The organism is Gottfriedia acidiceleris, assembly GCF_023115465.1.
Taxonomy (GTDB): domain Bacteria; phylum Bacillota; class Bacilli; order Bacillales; family Bacillaceae_G; genus Gottfriedia; species Gottfriedia acidiceleris_B.
Map to the genome: position 1 here is coordinate 2,140,887 of NZ_CP096034.1, position 19,902 is coordinate 2,160,788.

Sequence of the window (19,902 nt, forward strand, 5' to 3'; positions counted from 1 at the left end):
ATGCATAAGGAAGAAAGATTTTTAAGCTTTAAATTATTGTTCCCCCTTTTGTGGGCTGTCGATGATTTGCCCTATTGGGTTACAAAAATCTTGTTATTACTATTTGGTGTTATAGGTTGTTTTTACGGAAGCTATCAGTTATTTACCTATTGAAAACTAAAGGTAAGCATTAGTTCAATAACAAATCATTCAGTAATATGCAGGAGAAGGTATTTTATGAAAAAGATTAAAGAGGATGAGCATTTTTATAATAATAAATACATATTAAATAACGATATATTAGAATTTGAAAGAGTCTATATGGTTGATGAATATAAATTTGATAAAGAATCTTATGAGAAGTTAAGTAAGATTTATGAACAGTTACCATCATATATGGGTAATCCAACCACATTTCCTTGAAGGTTTGGTAATGAGGAAAAAGGAGATAAATTTTTTATATCAGTTTCATTCGAAATGTCAGGGCTGAAATTTTGGGGTAATTTACCTATTTTTGATTTTTTACATTGGGAAAATAAATTCCATGATTTAATAAGAAAGCTTCCATTTAAATATCAATAATAAACATTTTCCTTATTCAACTACCATGGGAGTACGATATAAACTTCCATTCACTGTTGTGAATCTTAGGATTCATGGATGGCTAACGCAAGCAATAGTTGAACAAGCCAAAGCTGCTTCGGTAGCTTTTTTCTTATTCAAGTAAATGGCAGATTAGTTGAATAAGAAGAGGTTATACGGAGTAATAGTTAGGATAATTAAGTAGAGTTAAATTATATAGGGGAGATCAATATGAGGTACAAATTGATAATCTTATTATTGGTTGTTTTGATTATAGGATTGCTTGTAATGATTGGTATTTCATTTGAAAAATGTTTACTTTGGTTGTTATACATTAGTCTTGCCTCTCTTGTTTCGATCGTACTTTGGCAACTATTTGAATTTATTTGGATACTCATCCTTCAAAAAAAATACTATGATCGGTTTTTATTCTGGATAAAGCCAAAGCGAAAATCAAAAAAGAATCTAAAGAAAAAAAGAAATAAGGTCAAAAGGAAGTAAAAATTAAGCTTTTAGTCAATATATAATGTAACTAACGCATACTTTAGTATATTTATCAAAAAAGTTGTTATAATTTGCAATTATTTTGCAGTAATGAAATTAAAAATCAAAAATAAAGGAAATATCTTCTTGACAGTCGAATATTTGCCTAGAAGCAATTAACTATTCCGATGAGGAGGATTCTTGTGCGTCCACGACCATTATCGATTGAAAATCCAGAGCATTACAGGTATGTTAGTCTTGTGCCAGATGGAGATATTATAGAAATACTTAGTAAACAAAGAACTAATACCATTACCCTATTAAGCAGCGTTTCAGAGGAGTCAGCAAGGAAGGCGTACGAACCAGGGAAATGGACTTTAAAAGAAGTGATTGGGCATCTGACCGATTCGGAACGTGTGATGACGTATCGAATACTTGCCATTGCACGAAATGAAAGTGAACCACTCCCAGCAATGGATCAAAATCAATACGTTTCTGCAGCAAACTTCAACAAATTATCCTGGGAGCAGCTACTAGCTGGCTTAGACACGGTACGCACCAACACGTTAAGCCTTATTTCAACCATTGATGATGCAGCGTGGGTTCGAAATGGAACTGTAATGAACAGACCAGTTTCGTTAGGTACCATTGCATATGGCATTGCCGGGCACGAGTTACATCATATGAAAGTGATTAGTGATAAATACTTATAAGTCTCTTTCAATTAATGAAAAAAACTAATTTCACATTTAGGGTGTGTTAGATGAAGAAGCAGCAAAAGAAGGATCTTTTTAGAAGGTCCTTCTTTTGCTGCTAGCCGATAACGGTATATATGTAGACTACATTTACATAAAATTTCAAGCGAAATTGAAGTGGTTCTTGTTCAACTATTCTGCCATTTACTGCAATAAAAAAACGAGCTGCAAGCAACTCGTGATCTTCAACTAAAGCATGCGTTAGTTGCATAGATTGTGTTATTTAGTAGTTCTTTTTCTTATTCGATAACTGCTGTTAAGGTAAATAATAAATTAAGAGTATTTTACGAAATAAAAGGACCTCTCACTTGGTCCTTTTGTTAAGAAATAATGATTTTAATTATTTTTGTTTAAATACAAATGTTTGCATAAGAATAATTTTACATTCTATGGAAAAAAGGCGAATTCTCCCAAATTACAGAAGTCGATATAAGCTGTATAATTAATTAATATTATTAATACAAAGAGAAGAATAACCATTGAAAACAGGAGGATTTATGGATTGGTTCAACTGGTTAATAGGGGGGATATGGAATTTGAGGAAGTAAAACTTAGGGGGAAATAAATATTTAATATTAAATTATAAACAAAATAAATCATAATGATGGAGGAGTAATAGTGCTGAGGAAATTAAGGATAGTCTTATTAATTTTTTCTATTTTTTTGACATATTTTCCGCCTACTCAAGTAACTGCTGCAACAAACGTAAATCAATTATCTATAGGCTCAAGTCTAACAAAGTGGATTCTAGATGACCCTTCAAATACACTCTACTCCATATCATCGACAGATAAGAAATTATTTTTTATCAACTCTTCATCATTGACTATTGATAAAACCTTGACCCTAGAAGGGGCTCCTACAGACATCATAAAAAGTGATGGCAATTTATATGTTGCAATAGATAGTTTAAAACAAATAATTGTTGTGGATATAACGAAGGAAGTCATAACTCAGACATTGAATACAACATCTGATCCATTTCAGATTGTAAAAGATGGAGATATGATTTACTATGCGGAGAACGATCAATGGTGTAATATATACGCTTATAATTTAAAAACAAATTTGGATCAAAAATTGCCAATTAAAACGCTATCTGAACCTGCTTTAGTAATCAATTCAGATAATCACATTTTGTATATTGGAGAATCGGGTTCAACTGGTTCACACTTGATATACTATAGCACAACGGATAATAAAGTTATTGGAACATCAAATTATAAGAATGGTTATGGATTTCCTTTTCCAAGTAGAATTATTCTTTTTGATGGGGTAAATGTGTATTACGCAGGACGTGACTTTAGTCCAAATGATCCCAATCGTTTTAATGGTAACTTTGGTAATAATGACAAAGTAATCTATGTAAACAATAATCTCGTATTCACTAGAACGAGTATTTACAATAAAGATTCACACGTGAAATTAGGAGAATATGGTTATGATTCAGACCTTATAGCCTCATCCCAGAACTCTATATTTATTTACAGCCAAGCTTCGGGACAAATTAAAAAATATGATTCAGATCAAATAAATAGCTCTAACATTATCTCGCTTATTTCTGGGATAGCGAATCAACCTCAAGATACCGCTCTAAGCAAACAAATAAACGATAAAACTAGTCAACTACAAATTCAATCAAAGTTGACTAAATGGGTGTTGGATGAGCCGTCACAAACATTGTATGGTATTTCAAATAATGATAAATCATTGTTATTTATTAATTTACAGACATTAAATTTAGAGAAGGTATTTAATTTTCCGTGCAATCCAACTGATATTATTAAAGACAATGGGAAGCTTTATGTTGCACTTGATGATGCAAATCAAATAGCTGTTGTAGATATGGCCAGTAGGACAAAAGTAGACACGTTATATACCATCAGCGACCCTTATAAGATCGCTAAGGACGGAGATACAATTTATTATGCGGAGAGCAATCAAAACGTTTTTGCCTATAATTTACAAACCAATCTAGATCAAAAAATACAGAAAATGCAGTTTCAACCCTCATTAGCAATTAATACAGACAATCACATTTTATATATTGGAGAATCGGGTTCAGATGGTTCACACTTGATTTACTATAGCACCAAGGATAATAAAGTTATTGGAACATCAAATTATGCCAATGGTTATTGGAATCCAAGTAGGATTATTCTTTTTGATGATGTAAATGTGTACTATGCAGGATTTGCCTTTAGCCTAAGTGATCCATATGTAATTAATGGAAATTACGGAAATTCAGAAAATGTAATTTGTGCAAAAAATGATCTCGTTTTCACTAGCAAAAATTTTTATAATTCAATTTCACATGTGAAATTGGGGCAATATGGTTACATTGCGGATCTTACGGAATTATCACAGAACGCATTATTCATATACAATCAATCGACTGGTCAAATTAATAAATATACTGTAAATGAAAATCAAATAAGCAGTTCTAACATTAGTTCAATTTTTTCTGGAAAAGTATCCGAAGATCTAAATATTACTCTAGGGACACAAGTCGATCAAAATACAAGTATGCTTCATGTTCAATCAAAACTTACAAAATGGGTATTAGATGAACCTTCACATACATTATATGGAATTTCATCTGATGGTAAATCATTATTATTCATTAACTCGCAGACTTTAAATCTAGAGAAAGTAATGACCTTTGATAGCCCGCCTACTGATATTATTAAAGACAATGGGAAGATTTATGTTGCATTAGATGGTTTAAACGAAATTGTTGTTATCGATATGGCTAGTAGGCTGGTTTTAAATACCTTATATACAATGTCTGACCCCTTTCTGTTAGCTAAGGACGGAAATATGATTTATTACACTGAAAAAGATCAATGGTGTAGTATATATGCTTATAATTTACAAACAAATTTGGATCAAAAATTGCCAATTACAGCACAATATGCACCTGCTTTAGCAATCAATTCAGATAATCACATTTTGTATATTGGGGAATCGTATTCAAGTGGTTCACACTTGATATACTATAGCACAACGGATAATAAAGTTATTGGAACATCAAATTATAAGAATGGTTATGGATTTCCTTATCCAAGTAGGAACATTCTTTTTGATGGAATAAACGTGTACTATGCAGGATTTGCTTTCAGTTCAGAAGATCCAAATAAAATGTATAATTCGGAAATTTTAATCTATGCAAAACAAAATTTCTTATTTTCTTCGACTAGTGTTTATGACGAAGGATCGAATACGAAACTAGGAGATTTTAAAAATAAAGTGGATCTAATAGAATCTAATAGTAACAGTTTATATACTTACAATCAGGCAGTAGGCTATGTTGAAAAATATTCGAATAACAGTGGGCAATTAAGCAAGTCTAATATAGGTTCTATTGTTTCAGGGATCCCACATGACATCGATAATGATAATACGAAGGAAACAGCTACACCACTTAATTTTACTACCGCTAATGATGAATTTTATCAATATGTAGCAAATGGAAATGGGAAATTTGAAAACGAAAAAGACGTTGATTATTTCCGTATTACTTTGGATGCTCCTGGAATGATTGAAACTGACATATCTCAATTAAAAGATGCTGGGATTGTGATTGATCTATTTAATAATAAGGGTGAGTTATTAGAGAGCTTAGTAACGGATCGTGGCAATCAAGTTATTCCTATTTTAGATCAAGGATTACCAGCGGGAACCTACTATATTAGACTATCAATTGATAATGGTACTGTTACAAACGCTAAATATCAAATGAAAGTTTTTTACCTTAAAAGTAATTTTGTAGAAAAAGAAGCAAATAATACACTGAAAACGGCTAACCCAATAACTATTGGAAAAGAATATATTGGTTTTTCTGATTTTGACACAGAAGATTATTATAAAATTGTAACTAAAGAAAATGGAAAATTAACTGTTCGAGGGAGCTACTCACCAAATGTAACTTTATACTATATACTTATAAATACTAAAGGCGAGCAAGTTGATGGATGGAAACTTGATCCAAAAGATACGGATGAAACTAAAAATTTGTTTACGGTAGGTGTGAGAGCAGGTACTTATTATTTAGTAGTAAGTCAGGATGATGACACGTATTCAAATGAATATTACGAAACTCAAGTTAATTTTAAGGCAGATCCATTCACTGAACTAGAACATAATGAAACAACAGGTTCTGCAACAACTGTTCTTCTTAAGCGAACTTATAATGGCTTTATTTCATGGAAAAATGATATTGATACATTTAAAGTAAATGTACCTGCAAATGCAAACGTTTCTTTCTCGTTATCGCAAGCTACATCTACTTCATTTAAGGTTGAGGTAGTAAATAATAATAATAGACTAATTAAAACGTTTAATACAAAAACAGGAAAAAGTCCAATGATTTCAATAGGAAATCTGAATCTTGTAAAAGGTACCTATTTTATTAAAGTTAAGTATTTAAATGGAAAATCTGATGAAATATCATATAAATTACAGCTTCAACCCAAAATTTATTGGGGAAAAGTTGAATACAAATCTGGGATCGTTGGTAAAGTAGTGGCAGTCAGTACTTCAAAAGTTTATAAACTAAAGTCAGGCAAACTAATCTACGTAAAGTCTGCTCCAAAAGGATCTGAATTTGCTGTTTACGGTAATGATAAATATGGATATAAGTTGGGTAATGGTTACTATGTGAAGAAAGACAAAACTGTAAAATACTACACAGTACCAAGTCAGATAAAGAGTAATTATGCTGCTGTAAATAAATAAGGAAAAAAAGAGTCCATCTGGTTTTAATTAATGGGCTCAGTTAAAATAGGTCGATATTTAAAATAAATGAAGACTATCTATAATTTGATGGTCTTTATTTATTGCATAATCTGTGTAGATAACCTATTTTCCCGAAATGCGACGTTTTATTTTAATTTTCTTCGTACCTCCATTATGACTTTCCAAAATAGGATATTATTTGTTCGGAAAAATTTATGGAATTCACTAAGAGTACCTTTTTTATTTGGTAAATCCACTAGAAAACTTTATAAAACACAAATGTAATCAAAAAAGGGTGTCAATTAGACACCTTTTCTTTAATTGAGTCAGAGTAGACTTCCATCCACACAGTTTAGAGGCAGGAGCACCATTTCATTTAGTACAAAATACATTGGGACATTCAAATGTAAGTACCACAGGGCGTTATATACACGTTAGACCAAACGAAAGCTCAAGTAAATATATTAAGTTATAAAAAGATTAGGAAATTCCTAGTCTTTTTGTGCGACGGGCAGTCGCATAGGGTGCTGACCTAGTCAGCGCCCTTCAATTATTTTATTTAGACAGAGACGACACTTCGGTGTAACGACTGGATGAAGGATAAAATGATGAATTCCAGATGGTGAAAATCCATCCTCGAGGAGACTGACCTAGCTCGATAAGTCTAATCTAGGGCATTATCGCGAGGTATTGTCTGAAGGAGATGCGGTAAATCGAGAGACCCGTAGACGAAAAGATAGACCCAAATGCAAGAAGTGTGAAGCACGGCGGCGGGATAAGTTGGTGACTCTGCGAAAAGTGAGGAAACCCACTAAAACGGCATTTTCTTTAGAAGTCAGAGCGAGAAAATGTGGCTTATAACGTGATGGTGCAGGGTATGTATTGAAGGAAAATGCGATGACCCCGTGAGGTCTCCAACTTACCGAACAGGCAGGGTTCTAATCTATAAGGGCAATCCGAAGTGAATCCAAAACTATTATACTGTTGCCTCTCAAATTACTATTAATCTAAATAAGTTAAACTATCATCTACGCAAAACGTTATACAATCAACTAAAGAATATTAGAACAGAGGCAAGTTTTCATGATATGACTAAGACCTTACAGAAAAGGTACAAAGGTTATGAAAGTAAATTATTTAAGATACAGCAAATGATTTGTCCCTATTCATGCCCAACGGTGGAAATTACCACACTGTTTTACACAAACGATATGTAACTTCACTGCCGAAGGTAGAGCGAAAATACATAATAGCTTAAAAGCTATCGATAGAAATATACTTACTTACATCATGAGAAACTACATTCCAAATAGATCAATTGAATACAATGACAATCGAATCAGTAAATTTATTGCCCAATATGGCAAATGTGCCATATTAGGAGTGGATTTAGGGATTAATGAATGGCATTGCCATCACATTAACCCTTATCATATTTCAAATGATGATAGCTATTCAAATCTTATTATTGTAGATAAAGCTATACATAAACTGCTTCATCTAAAAGATAAAGATAAAATAGAAGCTCTTTTGAAATCCTTAAACCTTACTCAAAAGCAAATGGAAAAAGTAAATTCATTACGACTAAAATGTCAGAATCAAACAATCTAAAATTGGAAGAAAAGCACTCGTCTGCTTAATACATAGAAAAGAATAAATTGGAATAGTTGGAACGCCGTATGCGGTGAAAGTCGCACGTACGGTGTGAACAGGGGGAAAAGGGAGCGATAACTTCAAACCCTTACCTATCTGTATGCATAAGGATTATCTGAAATTCTATGTAAAAAAATGCAAAAATCCCCCAAGTTACAAATACCTGTTATATAGGTATAATTATCTAAAGTTATAATTAAAAAGGTGTGAGCACAATAATTCTGAATACTTTTCTTTCACTGTTTATTGTTTTTGTTAGTCTTAATACGTATCGTAATTTAGCCGATAAGCATTATAAAGATGAAGGCACTTTTCTTAAGATTTCTCTTGCTATAACTAGAGATAGTTTAATTACTGCAATTCTCGGTTGCATAGTTGTTACCGGATTTAAAATCATTAAAAATTATATTATAAAGGGTTAAGTTGTCTAAAAAAGGTGAGAAAAATTATGAGCCAGTTTTTGCAAAAAGGTTATTCAATTTTAAATTGGACAATAAGTGTAATACTTGTATTTAAAATATTTTTTTTTAATACAGGACTTTATAATACACCAACTATTAACTCTTTATTATATGTGGTTTTTTGTTTGTATATTATATTTGGAATTATTATTGCTAGTAAAAAAGAAGGAACAAGAAAAACATTGACAATTATAATGAATATTCTAATGTGGATTTTTATATCTTATGTTTACATAAGGTCGGTATACTGACCTTAATAACTTGATTGTTTGTGAAAAAATGTACTTAAACTAACGCATGCATTAGTAAAACAACCTTAAGGCTGCTTCGGTAGCTTTTTTTTTATGGTAGTATAGGAATATTTTTAAAACTCACCCTAACTATTGTGGTAAAATATGGTATACAAACTCAAATTTTATTTAAATCGGGGGTAATTAGTTATGAAAAAAAGATATCTAGTAATTAGTATTATATCAATTCTCACCTTATTTTTAGGTGGATTTCAATATGTTAAAATGCATAAAACTAAGTCATCTAGTGAAGTTTGGGTAGGTTATAACAGTAAAAGTAGTACAGATTTTAAACGAGTGAATGTGGAAATTCAGTCCAAGATAGATAAATTAGAAGAGATTTTATTGAACGGTAAAACAATTAATAAACCAAAAGGTGATTTACAAGATTACGATATTCAATTATCGTTAAAAGTTCCTGCGAATGAAAAATCGTATAGCTTTTTAATTTGGTTTACGAATAATGGTGCCATAATCAAGAAGAATATATTGAATAAATTCAATTATATAAGCTTGGATAATCAAGAGGCAAAATTAGTAAAAGAGATTATAAAATATAAAAGGAATTAATTTTCGATGACTATGATACTTCTTATTCAACTACTATGGAAGTGCGATATAAACTTCCATTCACTGTTGTGAATCTGAGGATTCATGGATGGTTAACGCATGCTTTAGTTGTACAACAAATAGAGGATGATCAATAATGATCATCCTCTATTTCTCTATATTGTTAAAGTACAAGAAAGTTTCAGACTAGACAACAAAGTATCATACTGACAAAGAAAGTTATATACTGAACAACAAAGTTTCATACTTTGGCTTAATTAGATGTTAAATGACAACTAAGTCGGGTACCGATTAAAAATTTCAGACCATTAAAACTTATTAAGGAGTTGGGAATATAATGAACTATTTTGAAAATGAAAGTATTCCAACAAAAGAAGATTTTCTTGTAAGTGAAATTGATGAGCGCGTCGTGATAAAAAAACCAATAAAATAAATAAAGAAAAATGGACTAATGGGTTTAACCATTAGTCCATTTTTTTGTACCAAGGAATTTTAACTTTTTTTACATTTAATGATTTGAACTGGTAACATTTAGTTGTAGGAAAATTAAAAATGGTTCGAAAGGTGGAAACAGATGAAAGATTTAAATGGAAAGTGGCACAGCACGAATGCAACTTGATGAAGATTTGACAAAAAGAGTGACACAAATAAGGGGTGATATAAGAATGGAAATTAAGGATGGAACAAGTATTTTTGATTCGTTCGATGTTGTGAAAGAAGCAGTTGGCAGAGTAGATAAAGTCCTTCAAATCGTTGAAGATATCTTAGTAAATGCTTATCAAGCCGACAAATTAGAAACGAAACAAGATTTAATTGAAAACGCAAAATTAATTTTACAAGATGCAAGAGAACAACTGAAATAAGTGTGTCGAAGTTCGAAAAAATACGCTATAAATCAAAGGGGATCTGGGTTTCCAGATCTTTTTAATTTTAGAGAATTTCATACGAAAAGATAGTAGCCTCAGTTATTGAATAATGAAGGATTTTGACTTGACTACATTGAATAATAAGTGGAGAAATTCCTGAATTACGTTTGATCTTCTGATTAAAAATCTTTAATTCCTTATTCAACATAATGGCAGTTTAGTGCAATAAGGATAATTTGAAATTCTAATGAAAAAAGGCGAAATTCCCCCAAATTACAGTAGTGGAATATCCAGTATAATTACTATTAATGTTATATTAAAAAAGTTGCAAAAGGGAGAATTTTCAAGATGAGCTTAACTACATTTTTAAATTTTTTAACTTATACCATTACTGATTTTTTAAAAGATAGTATATTGGTAGTTATATTTTTTTTCTTTTTAATGAAAATCTTTGTGAAACCCATTATAAAAATGATTTTCAAAGTAATACTTGCTGTTATTTTACTTTATTTATTGTTTTATTTTATAAATGACAACTTTAACTTAATAAACTAGCGCATGCGATTCTTCGATATCGAAGGATCGTTTTTTTTATTCAAGTAAATGGCAGATTACTTGAATAAGAAGAATTCATTTCATTGAAAAAATGAGAAATTCGTCCAAGATACAAATCCCTGTCATAAAGGTATAATTTTCTAAAGTAAAAGTGAACGAGGTGACAATATGGAACAAACAAAATGGAGAGAGATTGCTCTTATAATTAGCCCTGTTATATTGCTTCCAATCATAATGTTCTTATTTTTACATTTATCTCCATCTGTTGCTATTAGAACACAGGTTTTTATGGATGGTCATCCAATAATAGCGATTAAAACAGATATTACAGAAGATAGTGGATATTATGATTTAACAAAATTACCAAAAGAATCGGCACCGATGTATTTTGGACACTTTAAAGTTAGCAAGCATGGATTTTTATATTTTGCTCATAGTGCTGGATTTGCATAAAAACACACATTACTTAAGTAACTAACGCATGCTTTAGTTACATAACAAATACACAATTTTGAGGTGTACCATGAAAGAGATTTGGATCGAGGCTGAAGAATGGTCAAGCGATTATGACATTTTTTACAAATAAGAATATATTAAGCCTAAAAAATAAGAACGAAGCTACCGGTGAATGTCTTAATGGTAAATATTTTTGGGCACCTGATATGTTATTGATTAAAGAAATAAGTCGTAAAACAATAACAAAAGTGGTCACTCAATTATTGACTAATGGAGAATTTTGGAGAGTATTTAAAAAGATTGAATTAGAATAATCGTTATTCAACTAACTGATGCCTTAGTTGAACAATTTATCAATAAAGCTAAATTTAGGAGAATCAAATGAAAGTTACAAAAGATATGCTTCAAGAATGTCCAAAATGTGGGTACAAAAAGTGCACTACGAAGTTAGTTATAGATAATCCCAAATATCCTTCTGGTGTAATTCTTAGATGCAAACAATGTAAATCTATTTTTGCTTCAACTGATGAAGGATGGCAATATTTTAAAGAATGGAAATGGTAAAAATCTTATGCAACTACCATGAAATTAAACTTCTGAAAAATCAGTAAAAAGGTAACACTAAATAGAAGCAGCTAATTCGTTTTTTTTTAAAGTGTAGCTACTCATTATTCGGTGATTTATGGACTGATCTAATAGACTAGGAGGCTGAGGCTTCTGTTATATTCACTGTGTAACCTAAGTTTTCTAGTCTTCGTACAGAATGGCGGAAAATAGATTCTTGTCTTTGCTTATCAAAGTAATCTTCGCCTAAATCAACGTACATTTCTTTTCGAGTTAAAAGGTAATATGCAATTCTTAACATTGCGTGCGCAACTACGATTGCTTCCTTTTTCTGTCCTTTTCGTCCAGTTGTACGCCTATACAGTGCACCAAGATAGTTTTTAGATCCTCTTACTGATTCCCCTACTTTTGTGTTGCCTTTTTTATGGTTAATTTTCAGGGTAGCCTAAGTAAAAATAACTGTTTTAATCACTTTATTACATTTATGGTATGAAACTGTGTAAGGATTAACGTAAATACATAATGTTTTTCTATTTAAAATAAAAATGTGGTAAAATTCAGATAAATATAGAAATTATCCAAGCATACATATGAAATAATACCTATCGTTTATTTTTATTGGAATGGTCTTAAAACTGACTATGGAGTGATTTAATGGAACATGCTGGATTCTATTGGGTAGGTTTAATCTTTTGGTTGTTAATTAGTTCCGGATTCATTCTTTTAGTTTTGGGACTATGGAAAAAATCCTGGAAAACATTAATAGTAAGCGGAATTGCATTAATAGTACCAACCCTATATTTTGGTGGCGCAGAGAGTTGGTTTAGGTTATTTGTATTTCTTCCATTGATTCCATTAGCACTTGCTTTGATCATCAAAAGAACCAATGTTTGAGATGGGTATAAATATACTGTTTTGAATGAAAAGGAGAGAAGTAAATGAATGTGATTGAAGGTTTTATTGAAGTAACAGGAGGTAAGGTGTGGTATCAGTTTCATAATAAAAATTCATCTAAAATTCCTGTTGTTGTTTTACATGGAGGACCTGGATCGTCGCATTATTCCATGCAAGGTCTCCACGTATTAGCAGAAGATCGCCCAGTAATTTTTTATGATCAGTTAGGCTGTGGTAAGTCTGACCGTCCAAAAGATACTTCTTTATGGAATATTGATAGATTCGTTGAAGAATTAGCTCAAATCCGAGAAGCGCTTTCGCTTGATAAGTTTCATATACTCGGTCATTCATGGGGAACAACACTTGCTGCAGCATATTATTTATCGAGACCAGATGGAGTTAAAAGTATAATCTTCTCAAGCCCTTGTTTAAGCGCTCCATTATGGGCTGAGGATCAGGATCAAAATCGAAAACTACTCCCGCTCGATGTACAAGAAACATTAATAAAGTGCGAGGAAAATGGAACAACAGATTCAGAGGAATACAAAAATGCCAACGCAGTATTTAACAAATATTTTGTTTGCAGATTAGATCCATATCCAAAATTCCTAAAACAAGGAAAACAATACAGAAATCCAGAAGTATACAATATTATGTGGGGACCTTCCGAGTTTCATGTAACTGGAAACTTAATGGATTTTGACTGCACTTCAAAATTAAAGGACATCCAAATCCCTACGATGTATACTTGCGGTAGATACGATGAGGCAACACCTAAATCAACAGAATATTTCAGCGAGCTAACGCCTAATGCAAAATTTCATGTATTTGAGCAAAGTGCACATATGCCGTACATAGAAGAGCCAAAAGAGTATATACGAGTAGTTGAAGGCTTTTTGAAGGAAGTTGAATAAAACAATTGATTTGTGAAACGTAAGGTCGATACCTTGCGTTTTTTTGATAGTGAATGGATTTCGTAAGTAGTTGTGATGTGTTTATTTAGTAGGTGAAACGGAAAAATTTGATTTTTAGCAACTCGTAGGGTGTTCATAAGGACTTGTAACAGGAAAAAGTGAGATTTGGAACCTCATAAAGGGCATCAGGAAGTTAACGGGAGAAAAGTGATTTATAGTACCACATAGAGTGTTCATGGCTATCGGAAGAACAATAATGAATACAGCATACATAAAATAGGACCAAATATTATTAGAATTATCTGAAATATTTAGTCCTAAAAATGCAAAAAATTCTATTAAATATCTATTAATTTTTTTTATACTAGCGAATACGTTGTCGTCTCATCCACTGAGTCGCAACCCATTTTTCTCCGCTAATAACAGGGCTACCTGCATGAATCGTTAGTTCATTGATTGCTTCGTCCTGATAAAAATATTCAAAGTATAAAGCAGTGCCTTTTTTAGCGGTAACAGAATAATTAAGTGAAGGAAAAATCGTTTCGCCACCTTCTTCTACATCATTTAAATAGAGAATGAGTGTACTTATCCTATTATTTTTTGCCCGATGTTTAGAAAAGTAATCAAAATGTGGTTTATACTGCTGTCCAGGTTCGTAATGAAGAACTTGTAATGGTTCTGCATGTTCGATTGGAATATTCATGATCGTTACGATGCGATTTTCAATACGTTTAATAAGCTCCGTTTCACTTTCCTCAAAAAACATACCACTACTTGTTCTGATCTCATTTTCCGCATGTGTTAATCCAATTTTTGACCGTTTCATGCGTAACTTTGCATGGTTGATTAACTCGTCGCATTCTTCATCACTTAAAACATTATCAAGTAAGACAATTAATGGTTCCTCTTTCCGAGTAAGAATCTCAATCTCGCGATCAATTGTTTGGATAATCGGGCCAGTATGATTAAAAATGGTTTGTTCAGTTTCCTTTAAATTTCCTTCTTCTAACATTTTTTCACATCTCCTTGTCTATTTCATTAATACAAATCCTAGGAAAAATTGGTGAGATCATTGCTTTGAACAAATTTCGCAAATCATTTTTGTAGAAAAGAAAAAAACTGGAATTTAGATTGTTGAATCTAGACTACAATACCCGAAGACAAAAAATTTGTTTTAAGAATAAATTCCTCATTGTGTTCGCAATCTCCTGCCTAAATCATAGCTTATCAGACTGATGTTTAAAGAAAATTTTGAAAAAATTTTTTAGAAGATATTAATTATTGTAGTATTCGGGAGTTTTGTCGAAAATCATTGTTGAAAACTAAAAATAAGGGGGGATGTTTGAGTTAACTAAAACAAGAAAAAAGCTAATTAAACACACTATAAGGGAGAAATAAATGAATACAATAACTGAAGTGTTTTATTCGCCAAATGAAATTTTTCAAGCTTCAGCGTTTCCAAAAAAATTAAAAAATTAGACTTAGTAATTTAGAGAGCATTCCATTTGCAGTAGGTAACCGTAGTTTTTGGGAATCTAATCCGAAAACGCAGCATCTTAAGGCAGTATTTGAAATTGTATTTTGGGACTCGTCCTATAATTTACTGTTTAGTAAAGATGAAACTATATCGCGAATTTTTAGAAATACTTTTAAAGGGTGGATGGATTTAAATCGTTATAAATGAAGAAATTTAACAGAAAATGTTCAAGGAATGCTAATTAGATAGCCATTTTTTTCAAATCAATTTTTAAATTAAAAAAGATTAGATGAGTAAAACCATTTCATCTAATCTTAGTAACCTATCTATTTCATTGTTTGTAAAGCCTTATATCGATCGACTGCTTTTTCATCTGCAGTTTTTGACATTTTGTAATGATAGATCGCGTCTTCCCAGTCTCCGTACATTGGATTTGGTAATTGGATATACTTTATACCTAGGTCCTTTGCGATTTGATCGACATGATCTCTTCGAGTTTTCAAATCCGCTTTATAAAAAATATCTGATAAATCGTTTGAATTATCGCCTATTAACATAACAATTTCATGAGTTTTTGCAATCTCTGCTTGTCTCGGTCCTTTTTGAGCTGTATCTGTTTTTAAAAATAAATGTTTTGAGTCAACATTCGGTAATCCATGTAAATTCAAATTTTTAATTGTGTCATCTCGTGTTTTTTCAGGACGATTTGTAAGATAAAAAACATCTACATTCATTTTTTTCGCTGTCAGCAAGAAATCTTTTGCACCTGGAATTAAATCAGCTTTTGCCATATGGATCCATTCATCCCAGCCCTGTGGGTAGGAAGTATTATTTTTAATGGACCAAGCAGTATCAGGGGAATTATCAAGGATTGTTTCATCAATGTCTAAAACAACTGCGGCTGGTTTCGCTTTTTTATTTAATTTATCACTTGCTTTCTTTTTAACCATTGTTTCAGCAAGCTCTTCTTTTGCCTGATTATAAATTTGAATTTGCAAAGCCTTGTTTTCCGCAGAGGATTGAAACCAATTAGTAGACATAACATTATGTTCTTGCGTGCTTCTTGCAAATTCAGCTTTACTAAAACCAATGCCAGCTAATGAACCAAATGCAAATGCAAATAAGATAGAGAGAATAATAACAATTTTTTTCATAATGATTTCCTTTCATATAGATTAAATGTACTAGCTAAATAAAAATTATGTAGTAAATATCAAAAATTGCTTTTCAAGGTTGTTATTACCTAAAGACTAAAAAATATTCGCCTTTAATTAAAAATTTCATTTACCGTAATAACTGAAATTTCTGAATTTAACTAAAAAATGATATGATATAAGGGATATAAGATTCAAGGGAGGCTATCGATGACTATTCATTTAGAAATCGTAACAAGAGAAAACTGGGAAGAAGCTTTAAAACTTGAAGTAGATCGTGAACAATTAAATTTTGTTCCTTCGGTTTCAGTATCCATTGCAAAAGTATATATAAAACCAGATGGCGAAAATGTGGAATATATCCCATTTGCAATTTATGATGATCAGAAAATGGTTGGATTTATTATGCATGCTTATGAAGAACATACAACAAATAGTTATTGGATAAATGGGTTTTTAATTGATAAACAGTATCAAGGTAAAGGTTATGGGAAATTAGCATTTACTGAGATGATAAAATGGATTGTGAATAAATTTCAGCAGTGCAATGAAATTCGTTTAACAGTTCATAAAGATAATAGAATAGCTATGAATTTATATAAGCTATCGGGATTTAATCCGACTGGTGACTACTTTGGAGAAGAAGCAGTTTGGTATTATATTGTTCAGAGATAACTGAATTTTACGTATGATTAATTTTGAATAATATGTGAACAATTTTTTAAATGATAGGAATTAGTACCTATTTTCAAGAAATAGTAGGGTATGTCAAAAAGTAGGGGTTTTTACGCTATGGAGAAATGGGAACGAAGACTAATTCATACGAAAAGAGGTACATTTGAAGTATTTTGTAAAGGTGAGGGAGAGGCTTTATGTGTCACACATAATTACTCTGAGTTTAATGATACTGGAGATTATTTTGCCAATTCATTTACTAAATTATTTAAAGTATTTTTAATAAACTTAAGAGAAACAGGTAATTCTGAAAAAGCACATTTTCCTTATGAATTAAGTATGTTAGAAACGATTTTTGATTTAGAAGAAATTAGGAAAACGTTAGGTTATTCATCCTGGAATTTTGCTGGACATTCTACCGGTGGAATGCTTGGAATCATTTATGGGATCTATTTTTCAAATTCAATAAAACATAATATTATAGTTGGGGCTGCTGCAAGAGACTATGCAACATTTTCAGAAAACTGTATTTATAACCGGGCTCATCCGCAATTTAATAACATGCAAGAATTAATTGAAAGACTAAAAAGTAACGAATTGTCTAATGAAGAAAGAAAAGGGCTATCAATTGAGCGGACAAAGCTATCTTTACATAAGCCTGAACGATATCCTGACTATTTTAATTTACCAATCTCTAAAAAAATGTCTGCAATTCGACTTAATTATTTTAACAGAGAATATCAAATTTATGATGTCACAAAAAAGTTAGCATTAATAACCTGTCCAACTTTAATCATTTGTGGCAAACATGATGTACAGTGTCCAATCGAATATTCAGAAGAAATGGCTGAAGGAATTAAAAATTCTAAATTAGTCATTTTAAATGAAAGTAATCATTATCCTTTTTTAGAAGAGAAGGAATTGTTTTTTATGGAAGTAAAACAATTTACAAAAAAGCTTGTCTAAATCTACTTTAATAATATGTCTAAAATTAATTAACTTTTTCATTTAGGAGAATACAAAATGAATTTGCCAGTCCTTTTCGTTATAATTGCGTTTTTTTTATCATTTGTATGTGGTTCTGGATTTAGCCCATTGTTAATAACAAATGTTTTTCTTGCTTTAATTGCAGGGATATTATATGAACGTAGAGAAGAAAAACAAGTAAATGAATAATATGATAGCCTACCTATTTTAAAATAGGTAGGCTATTTTAATGATCAAATTGATTGGAAAGATTTTTCATTTTTATTGAATTTGCTAACTTCTTGATCAATTACTTTAATTAATAGGATGGTAACTAATACAAAAACAACGTCTATAAAATAGATTAATATGTTTAAATAGGTTTCCTGTAACATAATGCCAAGCATTGCTCCCATCATTCCACCCATAATTCCAGCAGTTATACCTTCTAGTACAGCCATTAATGATAAAGGTTTACCTGTTAAGTATCCTATTAATATGCCTGCAGTTATTGAAATAATTGTAGGAATCGTCAAATCTGTATTGCGAAAAAAAATACCAAAGATTGTACCTACGGTGACACTTGTCATCATTGAATTCGTCATACTGATCATTTTCCCAGCAGTACAAGAAAGTTTTTCTTTTTTTCTATTTGCAACTAAGATGACATATGATGAAAGTAGAACAGTTAAGACAATGCTAGCCCATTCTAAGAACATTAAGTTAAACTCCTCCCTATGTAGGATCCTTAGTTGTTTGAGTTATAACGTTCAATTATATGTTGAAAAAGCTTAATTGTATGAATGAGTTTACAATAATTTTATTTTTATTTATGCTTTCACATTTTTATCACAAATATAATTTACCTTTTTAAGTAAAGTAAGGGTGAGGATTTTAGCTAAAAAGGAGTGATTTTTTTTGAAGAATTGCTTTTACATATTCATAACTATATTATTTATTTTACTAGTTTGTTCTGGCTGTGGAAAAAAGGCTGAAATTACATCGAGCCCTTTTTTAGATCATATACAATTATCAATTAACGAAAAAAAATTAACGAATAAAAACCATACACATGTGTATCTAGTAAATTTAGTAAATTCAGATGGAAAAGAAGTAGATGTAGATTCGGTTAATTTTAAAATGGAAATGAAAAATATGAATCATCATGTTGAAGCGAATATGAAGAAAATAAATACAGGTATATATGAAGTGAGCTTGGAACTCCCAATGGAAGGTACTTGGAGTAAACAAATTACTTTAAAAAAGGGTAAAAATGAACGTAAAGTAACAATTAGATAAAGAAGAATAAGAAAAAGATAGTAAATTTAGTAAACTAGACTATTTTTACTATCTTTTTTTTGAAATACTTTTGGGTTGTCCATTAAAACTAGATTGCTTTACCTGCTTCTGCTATTAAATACTTAATTAATCTACAACAATATAACCAATCATTGGTGCCCCGTCATGAGAATGTGTATCACAAATTAATCGGTATGTACCTTCTTTTTTAAAGAATAAAGGTACTTCAGTCGTTTTACCTTTGACAACTACACCCGTGATATTTGTTCCTTCGATATGGAAGCTATGTTCTTTTCCGTTTATTCCATGAATTTTTAAATTTACTTTTTGGTTTTTTTCAATAACTATTGTACCTGGATCCCATCTATACGCTTCAATTTCCGTTCCATCGTCTAGCTTTGTACTGAATTCGGCTGTTATCATATCGATGTCTATTGTTTTTACGTGCTGCTGCTCAACTGCAGTTTGAACTGAATTTGGTGTTAAGTAATACCAACCACTTAATCCAATCACTACAAGGAGAAAGCAAATTAATAACCATTTTTTCTTAATAAAAATAAATTGCATAAGAC

Annotated in this window: 18 protein-coding genes and 1 pseudogene; 15 read left to right on the forward strand and 4 right to left on the reverse strand. The window is 31.2% G+C overall.

Annotation, left to right across the window (positions count from 1 at the left end; all coding sequences use genetic code 11):
• Positions 1-216: 216 nt before the first annotated feature.
• The 11 genes and pseudogenes from MY490_RS10425 to MY490_RS10470 all read left to right on the forward strand — a co-directional run bounded on the left by MY490_RS10425 (position 217) and on the right by MY490_RS10470 (position 13,759).
• Complete coding sequence (locus MY490_RS10425) at positions 217-402, forward strand: hypothetical protein (protein ID WP_248269124.1); 186 nt, start codon at positions 217-219, stop codon at positions 400-402.
• Positions 403-1,247: 845 nt separating this feature from the next.
• A complete protein-coding gene (locus tag MY490_RS10430; protein WP_248269125.1) occupies positions 1,248-1,757 on the forward strand; it encodes a DinB family protein in 510 nt (169 codons plus the stop codon).
• Between the two features lie 660 nt (positions 1,758-2,417).
• Positions 2,418-6,536, forward strand: a complete 4,119-nt coding sequence (locus tag MY490_RS10435; RefSeq protein ID WP_248269126.1) for a YncE family protein — start codon at positions 2,418-2,420, stop codon at positions 6,534-6,536.
• Between the two features lie 382 nt (positions 6,537-6,918).
• A pseudogene (locus MY490_RS22325) lies at positions 6,919-7,011 on the forward strand (hypothetical protein); the annotation flags it as partial.
• Positions 7,012-7,826: 815 nt separating this feature from the next.
• The gene (locus tag MY490_RS10440; RefSeq protein ID WP_248269127.1) at positions 7,827-8,147 is read left to right on the forward strand and encodes an HNH endonuclease signature motif containing protein; all 321 of its coding nucleotides are present in this window, start codon (positions 7,827-7,829) and stop codon (positions 8,145-8,147) included.
• 943 nt (positions 8,148-9,090) lie between these two features.
• Positions 9,091-9,510: a hypothetical protein gene (locus tag MY490_RS10445; protein ID WP_248269128.1), complete on the forward strand. Its 420-nt coding sequence runs from the start codon at positions 9,091-9,093 to the stop codon at positions 9,508-9,510.
• Positions 9,511-10,175: 665 nt separating this feature from the next.
• Positions 10,176-10,373, forward strand: coding sequence for a hypothetical protein (locus MY490_RS10450; protein ID WP_248269129.1), 198 nt, complete (start codon positions 10,176-10,178; stop codon positions 10,371-10,373).
• 726 nt (positions 10,374-11,099) lie between these two features.
• On the forward strand, positions 11,100-11,384 hold the full coding sequence (locus tag MY490_RS10455; RefSeq protein WP_248269130.1) for a hypothetical protein: 285 nt from the start codon (positions 11,100-11,102) through the stop codon (positions 11,382-11,384).
• 384 nt (positions 11,385-11,768) lie between these two features.
• A complete protein-coding gene (locus tag MY490_RS10460) occupies positions 11,769-11,951 on the forward strand; it encodes a hypothetical protein (protein WP_248269131.1) in 183 nt (60 codons plus the stop codon).
• A 654-nt stretch (positions 11,952-12,605) separates the two neighbouring features.
• Complete coding sequence (locus MY490_RS10465; protein ID WP_248269132.1) at positions 12,606-12,845, forward strand: hypothetical protein; 240 nt, start codon at positions 12,606-12,608, stop codon at positions 12,843-12,845.
• A 44-nt stretch (positions 12,846-12,889) separates the two neighbouring features.
• Entirely contained in the window at positions 12,890-13,759 is an 870-nt protein-coding gene (locus MY490_RS10470; RefSeq protein WP_248269133.1) for a proline iminopeptidase-family hydrolase, read from the forward strand.
• Positions 13,760-14,123: 364 nt separating this feature from the next.
• Here MY490_RS10470 and MY490_RS10475 read toward each other — a convergent pair whose 3' ends face one another.
• The gene (locus MY490_RS10475; RefSeq protein ID WP_248269134.1) at positions 14,124-14,771 is read right to left on the reverse strand and encodes a 2OG-Fe(II) oxygenase; all 648 of its coding nucleotides are present in this window, start codon (positions 14,769-14,771) and stop codon (positions 14,124-14,126) included.
• Positions 14,772-15,562: 791 nt separating this feature from the next.
• Positions 15,563-16,390: a 5'-nucleotidase, lipoprotein e(P4) family gene (locus tag MY490_RS10480; RefSeq protein WP_248269135.1), complete on the reverse strand. Its 828-nt coding sequence runs from the start codon at positions 16,388-16,390 to the stop codon at positions 15,563-15,565.
• A 210-nt stretch (positions 16,391-16,600) separates the two neighbouring features.
• On the opposite strand from MY490_RS10480, the gene MY490_RS10485 reads away from it, so the two are divergent.
• From MY490_RS10485 to MY490_RS10495, 3 genes are all read left to right on the forward strand, one after another.
• Positions 16,601-17,065: a GNAT family N-acetyltransferase gene (locus tag MY490_RS10485; RefSeq protein WP_248269136.1), complete on the forward strand. Its 465-nt coding sequence runs from the start codon at positions 16,601-16,603 to the stop codon at positions 17,063-17,065.
• Between the two features lie 117 nt (positions 17,066-17,182).
• Positions 17,183-18,031, forward strand: a complete 849-nt coding sequence (locus tag MY490_RS10490) for an alpha/beta fold hydrolase (RefSeq protein ID WP_248269137.1) — start codon at positions 17,183-17,185, stop codon at positions 18,029-18,031.
• 57 nt (positions 18,032-18,088) lie between these two features.
• Positions 18,089-18,241 carry a hypothetical protein gene (locus tag MY490_RS10495; protein WP_248269138.1) on the forward strand — a complete coding sequence of 51 codons (153 nt, stop codon included), beginning with the start codon at positions 18,089-18,091 and terminating at the stop codon, positions 18,239-18,241.
• 44 nt (positions 18,242-18,285) lie between these two features.
• Here the strand turns inward: MY490_RS10495 and MY490_RS10500 are convergent, their stop codons facing one another.
• Positions 18,286-18,750, reverse strand: a complete 465-nt coding sequence (locus MY490_RS10500; protein WP_248269139.1) for a hypothetical protein — start codon at positions 18,748-18,750, stop codon at positions 18,286-18,288.
• A 199-nt stretch (positions 18,751-18,949) separates the two neighbouring features.
• Here MY490_RS10500 and MY490_RS10505 point away from each other — a divergent pair, with 199 nt between their 5' ends.
• A complete protein-coding gene (locus tag MY490_RS10505) occupies positions 18,950-19,330 on the forward strand; it encodes a FixH family protein (protein ID WP_248269140.1) in 381 nt (126 codons plus the stop codon).
• A 126-nt stretch (positions 19,331-19,456) separates the two neighbouring features.
• Here MY490_RS10505 and MY490_RS10510 read toward each other — a convergent pair whose 3' ends face one another.
• Positions 19,457-19,897, reverse strand: a complete 441-nt coding sequence (locus MY490_RS10510) for a cupredoxin domain-containing protein (RefSeq protein WP_248269141.1) — start codon at positions 19,895-19,897, stop codon at positions 19,457-19,459.
• Between the last annotated feature and the right edge of the window lie 5 nt (positions 19,898-19,902).